Source organism: Nonomuraea sp. KM88, from assembly GCF_052245635.1.
Classification (GTDB): domain Bacteria; phylum Actinomycetota; class Actinomycetes; order Streptosporangiales; family Streptosporangiaceae; genus Nonomuraea.
Genome location: NZ_JBQQCC010000015.1, coordinates 22,520 through 43,654, shown reverse-complemented (window position 1 = coordinate 43,654; position 21,135 = coordinate 22,520). Strand labels below are relative to the sequence as shown.

The window sequence follows — 21,135 nt, the reverse complement described above, 5'->3', positions numbered from 1 at the left end:
TCTGATGGACGAAGACTCTTCCGCTGCCGTGCCCAGCTTCATCGATGGCGAAGTCCTCATGCGTTTGATCGCCACCGCCATCGTGGTTCTGTCCCGGCAACGCACGGTGCCAAATCCGGTCTATCCGGCCAAGGTCCAGAGCGCATATAACCACCTGGTCCTCCATTGCCTGAAACGCGATGTTGATCCTCCTGGGAGCATCGCCGAGATGGTTGCCTGGGCGAGCGAACGGCCCCTTGAGCGATGGCCAGTGTCGCTTCCCGAGGAGATGCTCGGTGGAGACGGCCTGCTTGTCGACAAGGAGACCCGTACTCCCACCCAAACATGCTTGGAGTGGGAGGTAAATGCGGCCGATCCCGCAGCCGAGCTGTTTGAGAACGAGCGACTGCTGGAGGCCATCGCAGTGTGCCGCGCGGCACAGGCGCCTGAGGCCTACACGGCGTTTCGACGTCATCTGACTTCGCAGCCGGTCCTCACCGGTGCGGAACTCGCGGAACTTGGCGGCGATCCGGAGTTCGGTCTCTTGCTCCATCCCATCCTCAAACGCTGCTACGAAGCCGCTCCCGCCTCCTATCATCGCGATGGCGTGTACATGCAGTGTGAGCGATGCCGTTGCCTGATGGTGCCGACGAGCCGGGGAGGTTTCCGTTGCGAGCTCGATCGTTGCCGGCGGGATGGCAAGACCAGTAGCGGGGCTCCCCTAGGGGGAAGCAAGGGCGGGGTGCTTCAGCTGAGCAGACCCTTGCGCGTGTTCATCACCAGCCCTGGACTTGCGGAAATAGAGCTGGAACAGGCACTCATCGCCAGATTTGGGCTCAGCCCGCAGATGTGGCCCAACTATGACGCCTACGATCTGCGGGTCGTCCTTCCTAACGGGCAGGCATGGGCCGTGGACGTCAAGGATCGAGTCAACCCGGTTCTGCTGGCCCGAACGACCAAACCGTTCCGTGTGGATCCGCCCTTCGACCGGGCATTCCTTGTGGTTCCCCGCTACCGATTCGCGGAGAACGACGCCTACGGGCGAATCTTCGCCCGCCATCTTCCGGACGAGATGTCGGGCCAGATCACACTGCTCGACGATCAGAGGTTTTTGAAGCTGGTCGCATCGGCGCGAAACAAGACAGGAGGGTCACATGCGTGACCGAAGCGGCTGGCACAGGCGCTGCTCGCCGACGCAGCTCAACGACGTGTGGCCGAAAAGCATGGACACATTCCGCTCCGGCGATCTCCTTGACGTTGAACTAGGGCTTTACCTCCTGACATGTGTCATGCCCACCAGAACCGCCGCTGACGTCTGGACACTGCTCGGTGGCTACCGGTATGCAGAAGCGTTCGGCGATGTCCACAGTGAGGACCAGCGGTTGCGCATCCTCCGGGCGCGCCACTACCTGTGGGATCTCAGACGCCGTAAGGCCTGGCGAGACAACCTCACCGACTACCTCAAGGTTCCGCAAGAGCTGCGAGGCTATGACCTCGACGGCTTGGAGGATATACCGCGCCGACGTGAGCCGGCGCGGGCCGCGCGCCGCTTCCAGATCTATGAAGAGCTGCTCACCAGCGCCCCTACATATGCCACACGCGAAATCCCCATGGCTGACGCCGCAGAGCATACGTTCCGCGCCCGCGATCGGGAGTTCTCCATCACCTTCACCTCTGAGTTGCTGACGGGATCCGCACCCAGGTCACATTCGCTCAGTGCGCTACCGGCCGGGCAAGGCGAGGCGATCGAGGTGAGCTGGGCACAGCTTGAAGAGGCCGCCAGCAAGATGGACGCCATTGAACAAGGCCACATTGACGGCCCGCGTAGCCGGTGGGCTTGGCGACTGCAGCGTGTCAAGCTCCTTATACGTGATGAGACGGCCGGTAAGTTCATCCGCAAGAAGAAGCTGCGTATCGACCGGCTACTGCACCTGGTTGGAATGGTCGGCGCAGGCAAGTCCACCATTCGGGACATCTTGACCTTTCACGTTGCAACACAGACAGGGCGACGCACCACCATTGTGGTCGGCGATGTCGCCGAGACACTCGCGGTCGTCGACCAGTTCAACCGGCTCGGCGTGAGGGCCGCTCCAGTTCTTGGGCACTCCACCAGGGAGCGCAACATCAGTCGGCTGCATCGACGGACGACGACCGCTGGGGCCACCACCATGCTCGCCCATACGCATCCTGGGTTCGCCTATTTGAGCAGCGCGTGCCCGGTGGACGCGCTGCGCGGTCTGGAGGCCCGAGCACCTTTGGGCATCCGAGAAGCCCCCTGCACTTCGCTCTACACCGTGCCTGAACCAGAGGAGACGCCAGCTGTCTCCGAGCTTGACGACGACACCCCACCGGTCCGGCGATCGAAACCGAAACGACGTCTGTGCCCGCTGTGGAGCCGTTGCCCACGACATCATGGAGCACGTGAACTGGTGGATGCGCAGGTCTGGGTCGCAACCCCCGCCGGCCTGGTCCACAGTGCGGTACCTCCGCATCTGCACGTCGAACAACTGCGTTATCTCGAGCTCGCGTGTCGGCTGAGCGATCTGGTGATCGTCGATGAGGCCGACCGGGTGCAAATGCAACTGGACACAGCCTTCGCCCCCGCCAGCACCCTGGTCGGCAGATCACCGAACTCCTGGTTCGATGAGGTGGCGGTCCACAAGTTCCAGCAGATGGCGCGCGACGGACGCCTGCAACTGTCGGCTCGGGACGTCGACGACTGGACCAATGCGGTCAACACGGTCAGCGCGGCCACCGACCGCTTGTACGCGTTGCTTGTCAAGGACGAAGAACTGCGAAGGTGGATCAGCGTCGACTACTTCAGCGCCTTCACCTTGCACTCACTGCTCATCGACAGCTGGTTCCCGGACAACGACGAGAAGGACCCGTCGCCGGAGGCCCAACTCGTCGAGGAAGCGCTCTCCCGTTTCCGTGACGACCCTCTGCACGAGACCCAGCCCAAGAATGAGTCGGACAAGGTCGCTGACCTCGTCAACACCTTCGTGCATCTCGCCCTGGAACTCCTCCACGCCCCACATGGCTCACGGACACGTGATCGGCTCCGTTCCACGCTCACCGGCATCGTCGGTGCCAAACCGGACATCATTGATCAACTCGACGTGCAGGCAACCCGCTTGGAATTCACGCTGCTCCTCGCCGCGCTCCACAGTCGGCTGGACTTCATGACAATTCTCTGGCCACGAGTCGAGGCCGCCATGAACCTCGAAGCGACCTCCAACGCTCTGTCGAGAAGACCGCCCAAGGACTACGAGCCCGTTATTCCCGAATCCCCGATGGGCAACGTTCTGGGCTTCCAGTTCCGGCACGATGAACGGGAACGCGACGGTGACCGCAGCGGCGAACTCCGGTTCTTCCGCTGCAGCGGCGTCGGCCGTGAGCTGCTCGCCCGCCTCGGAGACCTAGCCGCGGTAGACGGGCGCCCAGGACCCAACGTGCTCCTCATGTCCGCGACAAGCTGGGCAGGCACATCGAGCCGGTACCACCTGCACGTCCCGGTGGGAGCCATCTTGCGTCCACACGACGAAGAGATCGAAGCCGTCTTGGAGACCGAATTCCGCAAGGAGTTCCTTTACTGGCCGAGCAGCGACAGGCCAGTAAGGCTGTCCGGCAGCGACCCGGAAGACCGCTCGGATGCTCTGTTCCAGATGCTCCATCAGCTCGCCGTCCCCGATCGAAGCCTCACCGATTCGGCGAGCATGTTCGACGCCGAGCTCGACGAGATCGAAGACCCCGAGCGGCGCCGTATCCTGCTCCTGGTTGGCAGCTATGTCGAAGCTCGCCGCGCCGCAGAGTTTTTGAACCAGATCCCCGAGTGGAGCGGCAGAGTCACCTTGCTCATCTCCGACGACGCGGATGCGGATCCCGCGTGGGCCCGCCTGCCGGAGACTGCGGCGGTGCGCACCCTCTCCCGAGGGAACGTCGCGTCTTTCGCCAGATCCGGCGGAGAGATCCTGGTTGCGCCATTGCTCGCCGTCGAGCGTGGCCACAACATCGTCTTGGAAGACGGGAAGGCCGCCATCGGAAGCGTCTATTTCCTAGCCCGTCCTCATCCCCGGCCCGATGACATCTCTCTCGCCATTCAAGCGATCAACGACTGGGCGGTGCGGCAGATCCGTGATGACGATGGCTTGTTCCGCCAAGCCGCTCTCGCCGCCGGCACCCCCGACCAGGCCGGAAAAGACTTTCGGGGCAGAGCCCGCAAGCTGTGGAATCGCCTCCTCACCAGGCGGCTGGCATGGTCAAGCCTGCGTGAAGACGAAAAGATCGCATTCACTTGGGACCAACTCGTGGTCATCTGGCAGGTCATCGGCCGTCTTGTCCGTGGGGGCGTGCCCGCGCGGGTGGTCTTCGTCGACGCGGCTTTCTCGCCACGGGAAGCCGGATTCCGCGCCACCGACACCGCGGACACGAGCCTCCTGGCCAGTATGCGCGAAGTCCTCACCCCGTACTTCGACAAGGACTCCGACCTGTCGCCCATCGACCGGTCACTTGTCCAGGAGCTCTATGAGCCGCTCTACCGAGCGCTCGTCGACATGAACTAATTAGCCAACGTTCCTCGATCAGGTCAGCACGAAGGACATAAACGTGGAGTACCAGGAGATCCGGCTCGCATCCTACGGGCCCAACCCCGAGCGGGACGGCTTCAAGGCCCCGATGTACACACTGGCCCTGCCCGCCGAATGGGAGATGCCCATCAGGCGCCTGTACCACCACGGGATGACAACCCAGCAGGCTGAGCGGCGTAAGCGGATACCCACCAAGCGGGTCAACCACCTGATGCGCGCAGTCGCACCGGATTTGATCTCCGTGGACGACAGCGTGACGTTCGGTGCGGAGCAGCCCTGGCTGTACGCCGGCAGCCCTTACCCAACGCGGATCGTCAACAGCTTTGCCGCCGCCTGGTTGCGAAGCCTACAGCGGAACCCAGAAGACCCCGAATCGGCCGACCTGCTCCACAAGACCTTCCGACTTCTCGACACAGGTGGCCTCACCTGGCAAACCACCATCGTCGACCTCCTAGAACAAACGCCTTCGCCGAGCGGCACAGCTCTACCTGCCGATCATTTGTACCGGCTGCTCCCTGATATTCTCGCCGCCCGAATCGCTGATCTTCCGCCCTACGAGCACAACGGAAGGACCTTGCAGTTCAGGCAGATAGCCGGCGACGCCAGAGCTGGCGGCGCTGAACTGATGTCCTGGCCTCCGCTGACCTATGAGTCCAAGAACAAGGATGACGACGGCACCAAGACTTGGTACTACTCCGCCTACATTCGGCTCAGCCTGCGCACGGTGCCCTTCTCGCCGATACCGCGTATCTATCTCAGCACGGGAATCCGTCGCTTCGTCCGTGGACAAGTATGGATGCCAACCGAGGGCGGGGTGTCGGTCTACCTCCTGCCCGACGAGTCACTGATTCCCAACGGACCCACACCGCAACGGTTTTCTGTCGCCATGATCGAGTGGAATCGTGGCACCACGGACTGGAGACAGGGCGGACCACAGGGCATGCTGCTCTCCGTCTCCGCACTCGACCAGCTCCCTTCTGTAGACCGCCTGGTCAAGGAGGCCGATCACTGGATCGATGGACGCGACGGCATGGCCGTTGCTGTCAGCCACCATGCTGCGATGGGTTATCACGCTATCGGGGCCGGTCTCATGCCCAGCGAACGCCGTAGGCTGACTGAATGGGCGGAACAAGCACTGGCTCCAGATTTCCTGCCTATCCCACTGCTTACCCGGAGTAAATATAGTAAGCCAGCGAAAACACAGCTCAAGAATCGCCTATCCATTCCTAAGAAGGAGATCTCGGAAGAGGATCTGGCCGCCATCTACGCAAAAAATGAGGCCATCGATGCCCGCAACGCGGGCCTACGACGTAAGCACCTGGCCGAAGCCCTTGACGGTCTACCTTTCGTGGCCGTGGTCCTCCACCAAGCGGACGCTACACGGAGCCGGATCATCCAGGCCGCGGAACGCAGCCTGGACCTCAGCTCGCATCGGGTAGAGCAGGGTCCAGACACGTGGACATGGCGGACTGAGGAGATCGAGATCAGGATCCATGCGCTGCCCATTGGCGACCTGGCCGCCCCTCTCGGAGATGACAAGCCACCCGCCAAGGGCCAAGAACACGATCAGCAGATTACGTCCCGGCGGGGCGCTGTTGAGAAATTTACTAAAGAATTCAAGGCGAAGGTGCCCGGTGCCCAGGTTGCGTTCGTCGAGCTCGACGGTAAAGAGCGGTTCGCCAAGGCAAAGCGCAGAGCCGACCCTAAGCACGCCATTCGCCTCGGCCTGGCAGACGCTGGCCTTGTCAGCCAGTTCATCCGACCCCTCGATCAAGACATGGAGCCTGAAGAGGCCGAATCGGACGCTGTCTTCCGCGCGGAGGCCGCCTGGCACGACGGTCTGCGACAAACCGGAATGCGATTCGTACCTCTCCACTCACTCGGAGAGGCCATACCGGAGAACCTCAACCAGCTCGCTTTCTGGCTAGTGAAACGTCGTTCTGACAGCCCCACCAACGCGGCACAGTTCACTCCCATTGCGGTCCTTATTCGCCCTGGCCAGAAATGCATCATGGGAAAGACCGCCGACATGACCGAATGGGTACCTTACCCGCAACTTCTGCGAAGTCTCACCGGGCAGATCGGAAAGGCTGAACTCAAAAGCGCTGCCCAGCAGTCCGCCGCAACGGCCGCGTTTGTTAAGAAAACCCTAAGCGCCATGCGTGGAACTCCAACGCTGGTGCTCGTCCGAGCCCAGAACATCCGGTACCGATGGCCATGGCTGCGTAATAGCGATCTGGTCCAAGACCGCATCAGCTTCGACAACGGACCACTGCAAAGGATCGGCCTGATTGGTAAACAGCTCAGACTCATCAGGATCGCTGACAGTCAGCGAGACGAGAGCGCAGAGTGGTGGGCACCAGCCGAACTACGAGACGAAAAGTACAAAGGTAAGCAACGTGGCGGCATCGCGAAGGGACTCTGGACCTCTCAGGATTCAGATCACGTCTTCTACAGCACGGCCGACAAAGCAAGCACGCATCCACTGAGTACAGACACAGCAAAACTCACGCCGCACGTTAACGACAAAGGCCGCAGCGAGTTCAAACCTACCAAGAATGCTTGGAATCCGGAGCTCCTCGAGCTAACAGTTGCCTGCATGCAGCAGGGAGACGAGCCTGAAAAATGGGCGATGTTCGTCCACCAACAGCGCCTGTGCGACGACTATCGTGATGTCCTGGGCCTGCCGCTGGTTCTGCACTTGGCCAAGCTAGCCGACCAGTATGCGCTTCCCCAGGAAGAGGTTGAAATCGCAGATGCTGACACGGGAGAGCTAGCTGATGAACAACTGGCTCTCGACTTCGGTCTCACGAACGGCGAGAGGTCCCCTGAAAGCTGAATAGCTGAGGCGAAGGGAGAAGGTCGGTAAGATGCCTTCTCCCCGGCCATTATTTATGCAAGCAGCCCTTCAAGAAAAGGACTCGGCTGACCCGACCAGGTGATGGAGAGCGCTTCTCGAGCGCGGGTGGCTGCGACGAACAGCAGCGACCGCTCCCGCTGGAGATCGCGCCTGTAGTCGAGGTGGTCGACCATCTCCGCCGTGACCGCGATATCAAGTGGAACGTGCGCAGCGTCGGCGCCGACAATGGCCACAGCGCGGAATTCGAGTCCCTTGGCGCGATGCATGGTCATGGTCTGGACGCCTGCGGCCGAGGCTGGCTTCTGCCCGGACTTCACGAGCGTGGCGGTTATTCCAGAGGCGTTGAGCGCCTCGGCCGCGGCCGACGCCATCGCACTTGTCCGGGCGAAGACCGCGATTTCCTCAAGCGATATCCCACGGTCATGCCAGGAACGGACCCTCTCGCTCAGCGCAGCCAGTTCGGAGGCCATGGACGAATATCCCTTGATATGCGGTTTCCCGCCTCGCAGCACCGATCGATACCCCTTCAGGGTCGCCGAACCCTCGTCGAGATCATCGGGAAGCTCGTCGCCGGAGAGTCTGAGCGCATCGGCGAGGATCTGCCGGGTGGTGCGGTAGTTTAGTGTGAGCCGTTTGGAACGACCGCCGCGGACGTCGATGCCGAGCTTGCCGAGTGTCACCCGGTTGTCGTAGATCCGCTGGAACGTGTCACCGACGAGGAACATGTCGTCGGGGCCGGCGGGGACGAGGGCACGGAGCAGCGTCCAATGTGCAGCGTGCAGGTCCTGGGCTTCGTCGATGACGACATGTCGGTACGGCCGGTCCGCATCACTCCAGGTTGCGGCGACATCGCTGGCCTTGACCGCGGCCTGTTTGAATCCGATGGCCTTGTCCCGGTCCAGACGGCGCTCGAACTCCTGCACGAGCTTCCACACCTGGAGACGTTCAGCACGAATGAGCCGCCGACCGCGTCCAGATCGGCGCGCCGCGAAGTATTCGTCACGGGTGCGGATGTTCTGCGCGAGAATGACCTGTTCCCACTCCCCAATGAGGAAGAGCCGGTCGAAGGTCGTCTGACCGGAGGAGGCCACGACGTCGTCCCACCGGACGGCGATGGCGGCGTCACCGAGGACTTCGACCCCCGCCCACTGGGACTCTGAGTCCTGGCGCAGCACATCGCGTACAACCTTGTCGATGTTGAGCACCTCGACCTTGCCGGTCAACTCCGGCCCTCCGAGGTCGTCCAGAAGCCGCCCAAGCAGGTCGGAGAGGGCGTTCGTGTAGGTCGTCAAAAGGATCTTCTTCCCCGTGCCAGCCGGGAGCCTATCGGCTAGCGCCTTGACCCTATGCAGTGCGACGACGGTCTTCCCTGTGCCAGGGCCACCCGTGACCTTGACCGGGCCGTTGTACGGCTTCGCCCGGTAGGCGATCTTCCGCTGTTCGGGATGGAGGTAGACCCGCCATTCCGACATCGGCTTGAGCAGCATCCGCTCCAGTTCTTCGGTGTCATCGGTGACGACAGCGAATGTCTCACGGGTCGCGGGCCGCTCCGCAGCGGCACTGTAGTCCTCCGGATCGATCTCGTCTTCGGCTTCCGATCCAGCGACGATGTCCTCCCACACTTGATCGACGGTGTGGCCGTCGGCAAGCGCCAGGACCACCTGCGCGGCAAGTTTGGGGATGTTCTCGGTGATGCCGAGCAGCGCGTCCTCGCTGCGGATCTCTCGGAGCACCGGAACGAGCGAGGCGTTGACGCCGAGCCTCCCGAAGTCCGCATCTGAGATCGCGTCGAAATAACCCTTGGTCGTGATTCCGGGGTCGGTGTCGCCACTGCGGACCAGAATCTCCCGTATGACTCCGTGGTCCCAGAAGTCCACGCCACCGGTGACCTTGTTAATGTCCCAGACAATGCGGGCCGCGTATGCGTACGCATCGTCATGCGGTCTGATTGTTACTAGATAAAACGTGTCGGCGGTAGGGCGGAATAACACGGCCCGGAAGTTGTCGTTGACCCGAGCCGTCCAGATCTCCTTGCTCAGCGCGCCCTGCGGCTGTTTGAGGTTCAGACCGTTGCCGTCGGGGTCCTTGCGGAGCTTCAGCATGAAGTCGATGACTCTCCGCTGAATCGTCGCGTCCAGACCCTGGTACGCCTTCTCAAAACTGTCCGCGAACAGGACATGGGCCTTAGCCACCGAGGCTCCTCAGTTCTTCGATGAGATGCGCAGGGTCAGGGACACCGTCGGGCTCCACGTAGTGGACCCGCCACCCCGCAAGGTCGTAAGCTTCGTCCCTTTCTGGATCGACGTCCACGACGACGGCGATGCGCCGTTCGGGCCAGGCGAGCTCGGCCAGGAATGCCTCATCACCTAGCTCGTACCCCACCTGCGGCAGTGGCGTCTGTGCCTGGGCGAAAGCGCGGAGCATGCCTTCCAGTACCGACGAGGCAAGCTCCGCCACATCGGCCCAGGCCGGCGGTAGTTCCTGAACGTCATCCTCTGCGACGACCTCGGAGAGCAGCGGCACTCGGTGTCGGTCGAGCATCTCGGTCTGGGATAGCGCGGTCTGTTCGAAGTAGCGGCGCGGGCCTGTGAGGAACTGGAGCAGGTTGGACCAGGCGAGCCATTCGGCCCAGCGGGCGCGATGGTCGTGGTCGCTGAGCGCCTTCGGTCGATCGTCCAGGCAGGTGAACACCGACCATGCCCGCGGGTCCTTTCTGCCCGAGGAGCCGGGTCTGTCGTCGCGGAAGCCGATGATGCGGCAACCCGTGGGAGTCGTGGCCTCCAGCACCACGACGTCATCCGTGCCGGAGGACCCAGGCGCGTTCTTCTGCCCGGAGACCAGGTCGGGAAGGTGTGCTCCGATCTCCCCTCTGGACGACAGGGTCACCTTTCCGCTCCCGATCAGTCCACTCAGCAGCGCGACCGCGCGATTCGCCCACTTCTCCGGTTCGGGATTCTCGAGGAAGGCCAGGAGAGATTCCACGGGATTGAGCAGGGCGTCGTCCAACGGGCTTGCGGAGGGCTCGTCCTTCTGGCTCAGCTTCTGATACTGCGCGAGGGCGTTGTCGAGCCCCCCGCTTGTCAGGAGCGTCGGCCGCTCCGCGCGGACATGGACCCCCTCGTCGACGGCCTTCGCCCAGGCTTTGACGTCATCCCAGGTGAGTTGCCAGACCCAGGTCCCTCGGTCTCGGAGAGCCGACCTCTTCGCCGCGTCGACGGCGATTTCGTTGTTCTTCCGGCTCGCGTGGTAATCGAACCCGTCGAGGAAGATCGCCACCTTCGGTCCATTCTCGGTCTCGAACACGTAATCGGGCTCGCTCCGCACCGCGGCATGTTCGACGACGTGGTCACGCATACGCCAGCGGACCGCCTCACCGCGCCGCGGTTTGAGTTTCAGCTCGAATTCGACGCCGCGTGACCCTGCCCGGGGGACAAGGGAGAACCGGTCCCGCTCGACCTTGTCCTCCTGCGCCTTGTCCGCCTTGATCCGCAGGGTCTCGACAAACAGCCGCTCTAGCTCGCTGTCGGCCAGCGCGTCGAGAGAGATGTCAGCCAGTGTGTCGACCGGCTCGACGTCCCATCCTTCGATGAGATCGGACAGGAGCTCGATTGCCGTGTCCTTGGAGACCAGTTCGTACTCGTCCGGCCGGACGAACGGCAGCAGGCATCGGTGGCAGGGCTGGCGGTCCTCCTTGCCGCATGGGCAGGCGCGCATGTGTGCCAGGGAGAGGGACAGTACCCGGTGCATCGTGTCCTCATCGGCCAAGTGCTCCACGTAACCAGTGCCACCAGGCACGATGTCGTGCAGCACCAGGAATCGGCGCGGCACGTCCCGGTCCGCACCCGGCATGGTCGCCACGACCACGTCGAGGTGGTCCGGTTCTCCGCCGAAGTGCTTGGTGACACCCAGAAGCAGCGCTGCTTTGAAGGACACCAGCCGTTTGGGCACCAGCGTCGTGGAGAACGGCAGGAGCACCCGGAGGGCCTGCGTCCGTAGCTCATACCCAGACATGAGCCTGACGGTCGGCTCCTTCAGCACTCCCTTGTCCCGCTGCGGACACCAGCGGGAGTGTCGGGTGCCGATCCGCTGCGCCTCCCGATCGTAGGCGGCTGGGTGGACGCCTTGCACGGCGCCACAGTTCGGGCACGCTAGGAACCCGGGGGTAATGACCTGCTCACCTGCGACAGCTAAGTCCGCACCGGCGACGCCACGGGGACCAAAGTTGATTCGCCGGATCACCGCCTCCCGGGCGAATTCCACGCCAAAGAACCGGCCTGCCTTCCAGGCACGCAATCCTTGCGGCTGCGCCGGATCGATGTCGACGAGTGTGAACTCCTCATAATGTTGCCGCTCACGTTCATCACGCTCGTCGGTGACACGAGCGTCCTCTCTCCGCTCGCGGGCGAAGGTTCGTTCCGGGCGCAGAACTTTCAGTCCGGAGGCCGCTGGATCAGAGATCCCGCCATCACCGCAGCGCGGGCATCGATTGATGACCGCCTGCTCCGCGTCGGGCTGCACGTATCCACAACCGCGGCAGAATCTCCACGATGTGTAAGCCGCATGCCTCGCGGTCCCGATGTCTAGTACGTCCACAATGTACTTGGACCCGGCTGCGTAGAAGGTGTTGCCGGGCGCGAACTCCGTTAGCGCGTATCTGGGCGCCCGACCGTACTCGGCCTTCTCCTCCTGATACTCGCCATCGGCATCCCGCCACCACAGCGACGCCTCCAACCAGCCCGCGTCGTCGTGCAGTGTGTAGTTGGGCAGCAGGCCCAGCCGGACAAGGGCGTTGAGGGAGTTCTCCTTCACCAGGTCGTCCAAACGCCGACGTACCGCGCGCAGTTCGGCAAAGAGAGCCCTCCTATCCTCCTGCCTGTCGCGCTCTGTGGTGTGCATTGGGATGGCATCGAAGGCCTTATTGATGGCCGCCAGGCGCTGTTGCAGCTCTTCACGCCGCCGCCGCCATGCCTGTACAGCCTTGCCGACTTCGGTGTGAATGCCCCCAGCGGCGAAACGGCGCACCGCCTGCCGCGCGAGCCCGTCTTCAGCGGTCTTGTCCGGGAACCGGCGGAGGAATGCCGCGTCCATCTCGGGGAAGAGCGCAATGAACGCAGTGGACAGCTCCTCGTGCCGAACGACCGACACCTCCAGCAGGCGGCGTAGCCACCCGTCCGCGTCGTCTAAGCCGGCTTGGAACAGCTCGCCGATCCAACGGGGCCGCGACCGGGAGGGCATCAAGGTGCCCTGCCACAGCGAGCCGTCAGCGGCACGGTCGAAGAGATAGGCGAAGTAGTGCCGCTGCAGGATCTCGACGGCGTCCAAGTAGCACGCCGGAGGGACGATCCGCCCGGCCAGCATCGCCGTCGGCCGGTGCAAATAGTAGTGGTTACGCGCGTCGCGCGGCACGAACGTGGTCACCAGCGCATTGCCGGTGGCACGGCCTGCGCGGCCGATCCGCTGGGCGTACTGCGCCGGGCCAGGCGGCACCGACGTTAGCAGCACCGCCGACAGATCGCCGATGTCGATGCCCAACTCCAGCGTGGGCGTACAGGCCAGCACATTCGGGTCGTACGGGTGAGGCCGGTCCTTGAATGCCTTCTCGACTCGCTCACGGTCCCGCCGCGACAGCGCCCCGGTGTGTTCTGCCGTGAACACGTTGCCCGGACGGTCGCGGTGGTATAGCCGGCGATAGAAGTCGTCACGCGCCTCGGGCCGCGGGTCGGCTTCGAATCTACCGTCACAGCGGAACCGCAGGCACGGCATGCCCACACATGCATCCAGTTTGCCGAGAGGGATGGTCTGCTGCCAGGTGCACGTTCGGCAGCGCACGCCGCATTCGGCGACTACCTCGTCAGCATCCGCGCCGATCAGCGGGTGCACCAGGACCCGCCGAGGGGCTAGCGCGTACACGGTCCCGCCGTTCTCGGTCCGGTACTCGTCGACAATTTCCTGCGACGCGAGGATGCGCAGTGCCCGCCGGTTCAGCTGTGCCGCTTCCTCGGCACTGCCCGCGACCGTCCGCTGCGCCCAGTCGGTCAGCCACGTGGCGGTCTGCCGCTTCGCGAGCGTGTCGAATCCGGTCGCGCTATGCCCTCCGTCAACGAAGAAGAGGGGTGCGGCGACCCCTCGGGGGAAGGCGGGCATGCCGGTCTCCCGGCCGCCCCAGATCGGCCAGCGCCGCGTCCCGGACTGCTCGATGTATCTGCGCAGCCACGGATGGTAGAGCCCGCCCCTAATCCGAAGCCGTTCCAGCAGACCACGCGCGTAAATGAGATAGGCCTCCGGATCGTCCTGCAGCGTCACCCTGCCCGGGATATGGCCGTGCGCCTCTCGCAGCAGCGCACCCAGCGCGTCCGGGTCTGGAATGTCCACTCCAGCTGCTGCCGTACGGGTCAACTCCAGCGTACGACCGAGCCGGGACCGCAGACCGAACTCCAACTGGGTGGCGAAAATGAGCCGGTCCTGGAGCATGTCCATCGCCGCCTGTACCGGAGTGCCCTCCAGCAAGCGCAACATCTCGGGCAGTCGCCGCAGGTCCGGCGGAATCAGCGAGGCGAGCCGTTCGGTCATGCCGACGTTCGCGTGCTCCTTCACCACGGACTCGGCCGCGTCCAGCGCCAACTCGTGTACGGCCGTTGTCCCCGAGGCTGAAAGGGCGGCGGTCAACAGCCCGCGGAAGGTGAACGAGAATGACCGATGCGCGATAAACCCGGCCCGGTGAGTGGCGTCCTGCACCGAGTCCGTGAAAGCCAGGAGTTTGCGTTCCTGCCCTCCCAGGTGTCGTTCGGAGAAGAGCTGCGTGGTCGTCACCGACGCAAGCGTCGCCGTGCCGGCGCCCAAAAAGCGCATTCCGTCGTCTAGGCCGCAGGACGGACAGGTGTCGCCGCCCTTTTTGATCGGCCCCTCCTCGGTGATGACCGGAACGGTCCGACTATTCGGGTTACGTTCTAATCGACGGCCCTCGGCGTCGAGGTGGAGGACGTGCGGCTCGTGCGCGGAGGCGCGGAGCATCCACCGCACCTTGCCCTCGCGCCGAGCCGCCGCGCGGTAGATCTCCAGCGGCCGGGTCTTGAGCTCCTGCCAGTCCATGGCCGCGTCCTTAGAGAGCGCCGCCCATCCGGACCTCCCGCAGTTGCGGCAGTACACAGCGGGGAGATGGCAGCGGAGCGGAGCGGGGGGAAGAGCCTCAATGTCCGTGTCGGCGTCGCTGTCCTCGGCCGCGGCGTCGCGCTCGCCCGACCGGTAGACCGCGAGGTTTAGCCGGTTGGGTTTGCTGTCACCGGTCGGGCCGTCATCGTCGAACCAGCGGAAGTGGGCCTCGGGGGTCGCCGCGCGGATCACCCGGGTGATCTCGCGTACCCAGAGCTGAGCCTCGACCTTTAGCAGCGGCGAGCCATCGGGCTTCTGTGCCTTGGAGACCAGGGCGAGGAGCCGCGACAGCGCGGGGCCGAAGGATGGCTTGGGTGTGCCGTCGCGCCGTGCCGCCCACGCCGGTCCCCCGCCGTGCACTGCGAATGGCTTGGCAATCTGCTCAACGGTCATTGGGGCGTCAGACGCCGACTCCAGCAGCGCCTTCACCAGGATGTGGCTGCGGAGCCTGTTCCCCAGTTCCACCGGGTCGCCCGTGCCGACTCCGACCGTCAGCATGGCGATCTCATTGAGGTCCCGTTCGCTGCCGAGCGGGTCGGCCACCCTCGCCAGTTCGTCCGGTGTAGGGAACGGGAGCTCGAAGTCGATATCGGGACTAAACTCCGCCGGGGTCAGCCGCTCCTCGCCGATCAGCGAGTTCTCTTCGAATGTCGTCCCGAACACGCTCGTCGCGAACCTTAGCAGCTTGTTTCGGTCGCTCTCGGCCGCTTGCTCGGCGAAACCGACGTCCGCCGCGTGCTCGCTGGCGAGCGTCGCGGAGGTGGCCACCGGCGTGATCCGACCCAGGGGTCGGCCCGGTTCGTTCATCCCGGTTGCCGCGCCCAGGCGGCGCAGCAGCATCGCCACGTCAGTTCCCTGGGCGCCGTCGTAGGTGTGGAATTCGTCGAGCACGACGTACTGAAGTGTGTGGTTTCGCCACAGGACGAGATCCGGAACTCGCTGCAGGAGTAGGTCCAGCATCTTGTAGTTGGTGAGCAGGATGTCCGGTGGGTTGGCCCGGATTTCCTCCCGGTCGTGCAGCAGCCGGACCGATTCGTGGCTGGGGAGGTTCGACGAGCCATAGTCCCGGGCAAATTCACCGGGGTTCTCATCACCGGAGTCGCTCCCGCCCTGCTTCACTTGTCCGCCGGGGCGGCCGCCAATGTAGATGCCGGCGGTAACCTCGGCGAGTCGGGCGTCGCGGTTGAGCAAGTCGCTTATCCGGCGGGCCTGGTCATCGGCGAGCGCGTTCATCGGGTAGAGCAGCAGGGCCTTGACGCCCTTCCGGTCGCGCATGCGCACGCAGTGGTCGATGATCGGGATGAGGAACGACTCCGTCTTACCGGACCCGGTTCCGGTCGTCACGATCGTCGGCCTGGGCACCTGCCCCTTGGAGGAGAGCCGCGTCCATGCCCGCTCCTGATGCAGGAACGGCGCGAACACTTCCGGGCACCAGTCGAGAGCCTTCGCATAGGCGCCCGTGGCGGGCTTGAAGCCGGCTCTCACCCTCAGGTACGGCCCGCGGAACACGCCGTTCTTATCGTCTTTGAGGAACCGCTCCAGCTCGCTGCGGACATCGTCGTCGGCGAGTGCGAATGAAGTAGTCAGATACTGAACGAGGCTATTCTTGAGGTCCTCGACCGCGAGTGAGGGGATCACAGCTCGGCCGCCTCGGAATACTCGCCCGCCTCCAGGCGGCGCTGGAACTCCTTGTAAGCCCGGGTCATCTCTTTCTCCCTTTCAGGTCGTACCCAGCCCTCCGGAAGCTCGAAATCATCATTATTCTTTTGAGCCTTCAGCCACGCCTGAGCGATCTTCTTCTCTTCCTCGGTCTGCCGCATACCGAGGTTGTCCTTGTTGGCGCAGATCTTGTGACCATCGGGCGCGAAGAAGGTCTCCCACTCGAACTTGCGCAGCACCCCGAACTGCGACCGATACCAACCGATCAGGCCGTCTGCAGGGATTCCGAGAATGAGAGCGGCAAGAGCGTCGATCTCGACAAGGGCCATGCGGCGATCGAATTCGGTGCGGAGCGGCGTGCCAGCCGTCCACTTCTCTTCCACGCCTTGGATGAGAACCCTCTTGTTGTGCCCTCCGGCCCATCGGTCACGGAGCCATCCGGCGTCAAACAAATCCTCCCAGAGAGGAGCGAAGTCCTCGGTCAGGCAGTTGAGTCTGAGCGCACGCAGGAGCAGGGGCGAGACGAGAGGACCGTCAAGCGGCGCGGGGAAGACCTTGAACGTATCTGCGAAAACGTTCATTTTCCCTCGGACTTTTATCACATAGTCAAACGGCAGGCTGGCGAACAACCCAGCCAGAACAGCAGTGTGACGCTTGTCTGACAGGGCCAGGCTGCATGTTCCGTCGGTGTGCGCCGGACCCGGCGGAATAAGGGCGGCATGGAGCGTCCGCTGCATGGACGGATCCACCATTCTTCTCCACACCACCCGCCACTCGCTGGGGCCAAAAACCGCGTCTCCATCCTTATCGACCCACAACGCCAGATCGAATCTCTCGCGGCTGCAAGACCTCTTGCGCTGATACCCAGTCCTCGGCACGACCCGTTCGGGCATATTCTCCAGATCCCGCCCCTCGATGTCCTTTCCCTTCGTCGCCGAAGTTTTCATATCGGCGGAGAAAGGAGTCGCCACCGTGAAGAGGGTTCCTTGAAGAACGACCTCCGACAGGGATTCAGGCCTCTCAGGCCTCCACTCGATCAACCCGGATTTCTTCGCTCCCTTCTCGTGAAGTCCTGTGGTCCACCAAAAGTTGAAGTCGCCTAAGCGCACAGGCGAGTCAGCCAGGGATCTCAGGGTGTCGTTGTCTAGCGCAGTGAGTGGTCTGAGCAGACTCGCCTGAGAAGGAGGAGTACCAGCCGGGTCAGCCAGGAGCGCCCAGTCGGCGAGCACGCCCTCGTCGACGCGCACGACTCGTAAAGCGTGCGGGTTCGTGTCCCATCCTCCGCCGGGAAGTTGGATTCCAGGAGGATTTCCGTCTCCATTGTGGGACAATGACGCGTCTATCGTATCCGGCCTGAAAATCCAGCTCAGATTGGTGAACTCAATCTTCCGAGGGGGTCCATATACATGGATGCCATACTCGCGAGTATGCATAATCTCTTCAAAAAGCTGCAGCTCGTTTCGGAAATGGAAATGACGACGGAGACGTGCATATGCTGCAGCCCTGAGCGCTTCCGCATCCGGATCAACAAAATGCGATTCAGGATGAATCAGGCCAACTGTTCCTCGCGCACTACTGTTTCGCCATGTCTGGTCCATGAAGTTCGTGTACAGATTTGTCTGAACACCGGCGAGGACGGGATGTTCGACGTTTGATCCCAGATGGGCGTTCAGGCCAGCCCAAGAATTCAGATCCAAGAGATATCCGTCGACCACGTACTGATTGCACAGAACTTCAGCCCGTATCCGCGTCAGCTCGTCCTCGGGAATCTTCTTCTCCAACATGAACCACGGTTCATATTCAGCGAGAGACAGCTTGTCGTCCCAGGTGGGTCGGACCCACGGGGGATTCCCCACTTGGAGGTCGAAGCCGCCTTTGGCGAAGACCTGAGCGAACTCGAGTTCCCAATGGAAGAAGCCTTCGCGCTTGGCGATCTCGTGTAGGACCGTCCACCACGCGAATCGATCGTCGACGGCGACCTCCGTGATGGGCTTGCACCGGGCAATGAACCGGTCGTGGGCATCTTCCTCTGCCCGAGCAGCGAACCTGGGATCCGGGGCGAACAACCCATATATGTCATCGATATGCGCGTTGCCCTTCTTCCCTCGCGGCTTGGCCTTCTCCGGCTGGACGCCGAGGACGGCCTCGCAGAAGTCGAGCCACTGGCCGAGCGTCGGCGGTGCGACGTCCAGGTTTTGGCCGACCGGCCAAAACCAAAGGGCGCACCAAGCGTCCATCACGGTCTTCAGCCGGTTGTACGGCGACTCCCAGTCCTCATACAGCGCTCTGACGATCTCGTCGCGGGTCACCGTTCCGGAGGCCGGTGCGGGCAACGGACGGTCCTCGGGTCTGAGCCCCCAAATGGGGATCCGCCGCCGGATCTCGTTCTCCGAGGCGGCGATGCGCTTGCGGGTAAGCTCCCAGAGGCGCTCCACCCGCTGGGCCAGAGCGGTCAGTCGTCTCTGTGTTGCCGAGTCGCTGATGGAGCGCCGGATGCTCCTCCGCCACTCCCTCAGCTTGTCCCGCTCGTCCGTTGTGAGTTCCTTGGTTTGGTCCGCGTCGACTATCGCGCCCCAGCCCTCCGCCGGTAGTAAGAAGTGGTGGACTTCACCCTCGGCGAGCCGGTCGATCACCTGGTTGGGGTCATCCTCGTCGGTCAGGTCGCAGGTGAGCGCCCGGTCGAGGGGTGGGGTTGTCCGCCAGTCGCCGCTCTTGAGCTGGTCGATGTGGTAGACGGCACGGCGGGCGCCGATCAGCGAGTTGCCTGGCCGCAGGTGCAGACCGAACCATGGCGCTTCGAGGCCCTGGTGCATGACGTTGAGCCAGATCGAGACTTCGGCGAGCTCTACGGCGGTGGCGTTGAGGTCGACTCCGTAGCAATTGTGCAGCGCGATATAGGCCTTGACCTTCTGCTTCTCCCGCGCCAGTTCCTCGGGCAGCAATTTGACGCTCTGCCTATCTTGCGCGAGCCGCATGTAGCGGTCGGCTAGCTGGTTGATGGCCTCGTTGAGGAACGCTCCCGAACCCAGCGCCGGCTCGCAGATAGTGACGTCGAGGATGTCCCGCGGATCGGTCGCCTCGGTTAGCAGTTCCTCCAGGGCATGCCGCACAGTGCACTCAGTAAGGACTTCGGGCGTGTAGTAGGAGGCCGATCGCTGACGCTCCCGGCCGGAGAGCCGGTAGACGAACGAGCCCTTGTCATGGACGATCGGTTTCGGCTCACCGGTGACAGGATCGGGGCGCTTGACGATGTACTTGGCGTACCGGCTCGACTCCTCGGTCGGGACAATCCAGGTGCCCTTCGACGGGTCCGGCTTCTCCTTTTCCTCTCCGGCTCCGGTGCGGCCCGCTGTCTTCACCGTCTGGGCGACCTCGTTAACATCCTTAGGAGCGAAGAACCCCGTGTAGGACATCAGCCCTTCGTAGACGGCGCCGAGCTGATTGATGCCGAGTTGAGCATAGGAGATGAACCCGCGCTGGCCGTTCTTTCTACCCCGCCGGGACTCTGGACTGAGCATGAGCATGTTAAGCACCCGCCACAAGCACTTGTTCCGGAGCCGAGTGTCCACTACCTTCTCTCCAACCCGGATGCTCTCTCCGAAGAGCGCTGTGCTGCGAGGATCGAACAGGGTGGACTTCAACGCCTCGAAGCGGATGCCCTCGCGGCCGAGAGCGATCTCGTTCCCGTCCTCGTCGAGGACCGGCTCCGTCGCAGTGGGCGGCTGGTACCCCTGGTCGACGAGGGAAAAGAGCAGCGACAGGGAGTCGTGGAGGTAGAGCCCCTGCTCGGCCTCTTCCGGCAGGTCGTAGCTGACGGTCTCGCCGAGCCGCGCCAGGCCGTACCCCTCCTTGTACGCCTCGCTCTTGCTCGGCAGGATGCCCAACTCAGGGCGGGCCTCGGCGTACAACAGGAAGAGGATCCGGTAGAGATACCGCAGTGACTGCTCGGTGAGCCGTCCGGCAAGGTCGTCGCCGAGGTCCTCGTGGTCGGCCCCCTGCTCCCGGACCCGGTCGAGGATCTCCTGCGCGATCAGTTCTACCGAATGGCGCAGTGCTTCGCGCAGTTCCTTGGAGACACTGACCGCGTGCTTACGCCCATTACCAACGAGGTCGGCAAGAGCGCTGTGCCCGTCATAAGTAATCAGGGACTCCGCGCCGAACAACGCGGCAACCGTTTCCAGCTCCCCGCCCGGCCTATCGTCCATGGCATGCAGCGCCTGGCTCAAGTCAACCGCCAAGTATCCACTCGGCCATGCCTTACTGTCGGCAAGAAGGACGACATTCCCCGCGAGCAGCAGTACGTAGCGGGGCTCTTCTTCGCAGCCGAAGAGGAACTCGACGGCCTTGCCCGCGTGGTCGATCTCCTCGCTACCGTCGAGCACGATGGGAGTGAGAAGGCGGCATCCGCCGTCCTTGTCGAGGATCCCCTCCGGGTCGGTGGCCCAGGTGGCGTCGAGCACGACGAGTTCGAGCCCGGACAGGCCGGTCACCGCTAGTGCTACCGGTACCTGACGTGGCTTATCGAGGAAGACCAGGTCCAGGTCCGTCCGGCGTAGCCAGCCTTCAGGGTCACCGTCCGGCGCGGCGAAGCACAGGGCCCGGAGGATCTCGTCATTCAACTCTCGGGCCTGTTCGATGACCAACGGGTCGCGCAGCGCGTCGAAGCTCGGATTCTCTCCGAGCCGCTCGCTGATCCGGGTACGGTGCTCGAAGAACCGCTTGCCGAACCCTTTGAGGCCCTGCGCCGAACTGAACGGGCCGGGAGCAGAACTCTCCGCCCCGCTCTTCTCGGCTTGGCGCCAGCGCCTGCGGAGACCCTCCAGGTCGTTCTTGAGTAGGGCGGCCAGGTAGTGCGAGGAGATGTACTCGCCCTGGTTGACGATCGACTTGAACGTCATGGCG

6 protein-coding genes are annotated in these 21,135 nt (G+C 63.4%); 3 read left to right on the top strand and 3 right to left on the bottom strand.

Annotated elements, in window-relative coordinates; genetic code table 11:
• The first annotated feature begins 4 nt into the window (after positions 1 to 4).
• From ACTWPV_RS35530 to ACTWPV_RS35520, 3 genes are read left to right on the top strand one after another with little or no spacing between them, the layout of a single operon-like run.
• Positions 5 to 1,141: a pPIWI_RE_Y domain-containing protein gene (locus ACTWPV_RS35530; RefSeq protein WP_443155130.1), complete on the top strand. Its 1,137-nt coding sequence runs from the start codon at positions 5 to 7 to the stop codon at positions 1,139 to 1,141.
• Entirely contained in the window at positions 1,134 to 4,541 is a 3,408-nt protein-coding gene (locus tag ACTWPV_RS35525; RefSeq protein ID WP_443155129.1) for a pPIWI_RE_Z domain-containing protein, read from the top strand. Before ACTWPV_RS35530 ends, ACTWPV_RS35525 begins: the two co-directional genes overlap by 8 nt.
• A 43-nt stretch (positions 4,542 to 4,584) precedes the next feature.
• A complete protein-coding gene (locus tag ACTWPV_RS35520) occupies positions 4,585 to 7,404 on the top strand; it encodes a pPIWI_RE module domain-containing protein (RefSeq protein ID WP_443155128.1) in 2,820 nt (939 codons plus the stop codon).
• Positions 7,405 to 7,457: 53 nt separating this feature from the next.
• On the opposite strand, the gene ACTWPV_RS35515 is transcribed toward ACTWPV_RS35520, so the two are convergent.
• The 3 genes from ACTWPV_RS35515 to ACTWPV_RS35505 are packed head-to-tail and all read right to left on the bottom strand — an operon-like array spanning position 7,458 to position 21,131.
• Positions 7,458 to 9,617, bottom strand: coding sequence for a UvrD-helicase domain-containing protein (locus ACTWPV_RS35515; protein ID WP_443155127.1), 2,160 nt, complete (start codon positions 9,615 to 9,617; stop codon positions 7,458 to 7,460).
• The gene (locus ACTWPV_RS35510) at positions 9,610 to 16,212 is read right to left on the bottom strand and encodes a DEAD/DEAH box helicase (RefSeq protein WP_443155126.1); all 6,603 of its coding nucleotides are present in this window, start codon (positions 16,210 to 16,212) and stop codon (positions 9,610 to 9,612) included. Before ACTWPV_RS35510 ends, ACTWPV_RS35515 begins: the two co-directional genes overlap by 8 nt.
• Positions 16,209 to 21,131 (bottom strand): Eco57I restriction-modification methylase domain-containing protein, encoded by a 4,923-nt coding sequence (locus ACTWPV_RS35505; RefSeq protein WP_443155125.1) that lies wholly within the window; start codon positions 21,129 to 21,131, stop codon positions 16,209 to 16,211. The genes ACTWPV_RS35510 and ACTWPV_RS35505 overlap by 4 nt, the downstream gene beginning before the upstream one ends.
• Positions 21,132 to 21,135 lie beyond the last annotated feature (4 nt).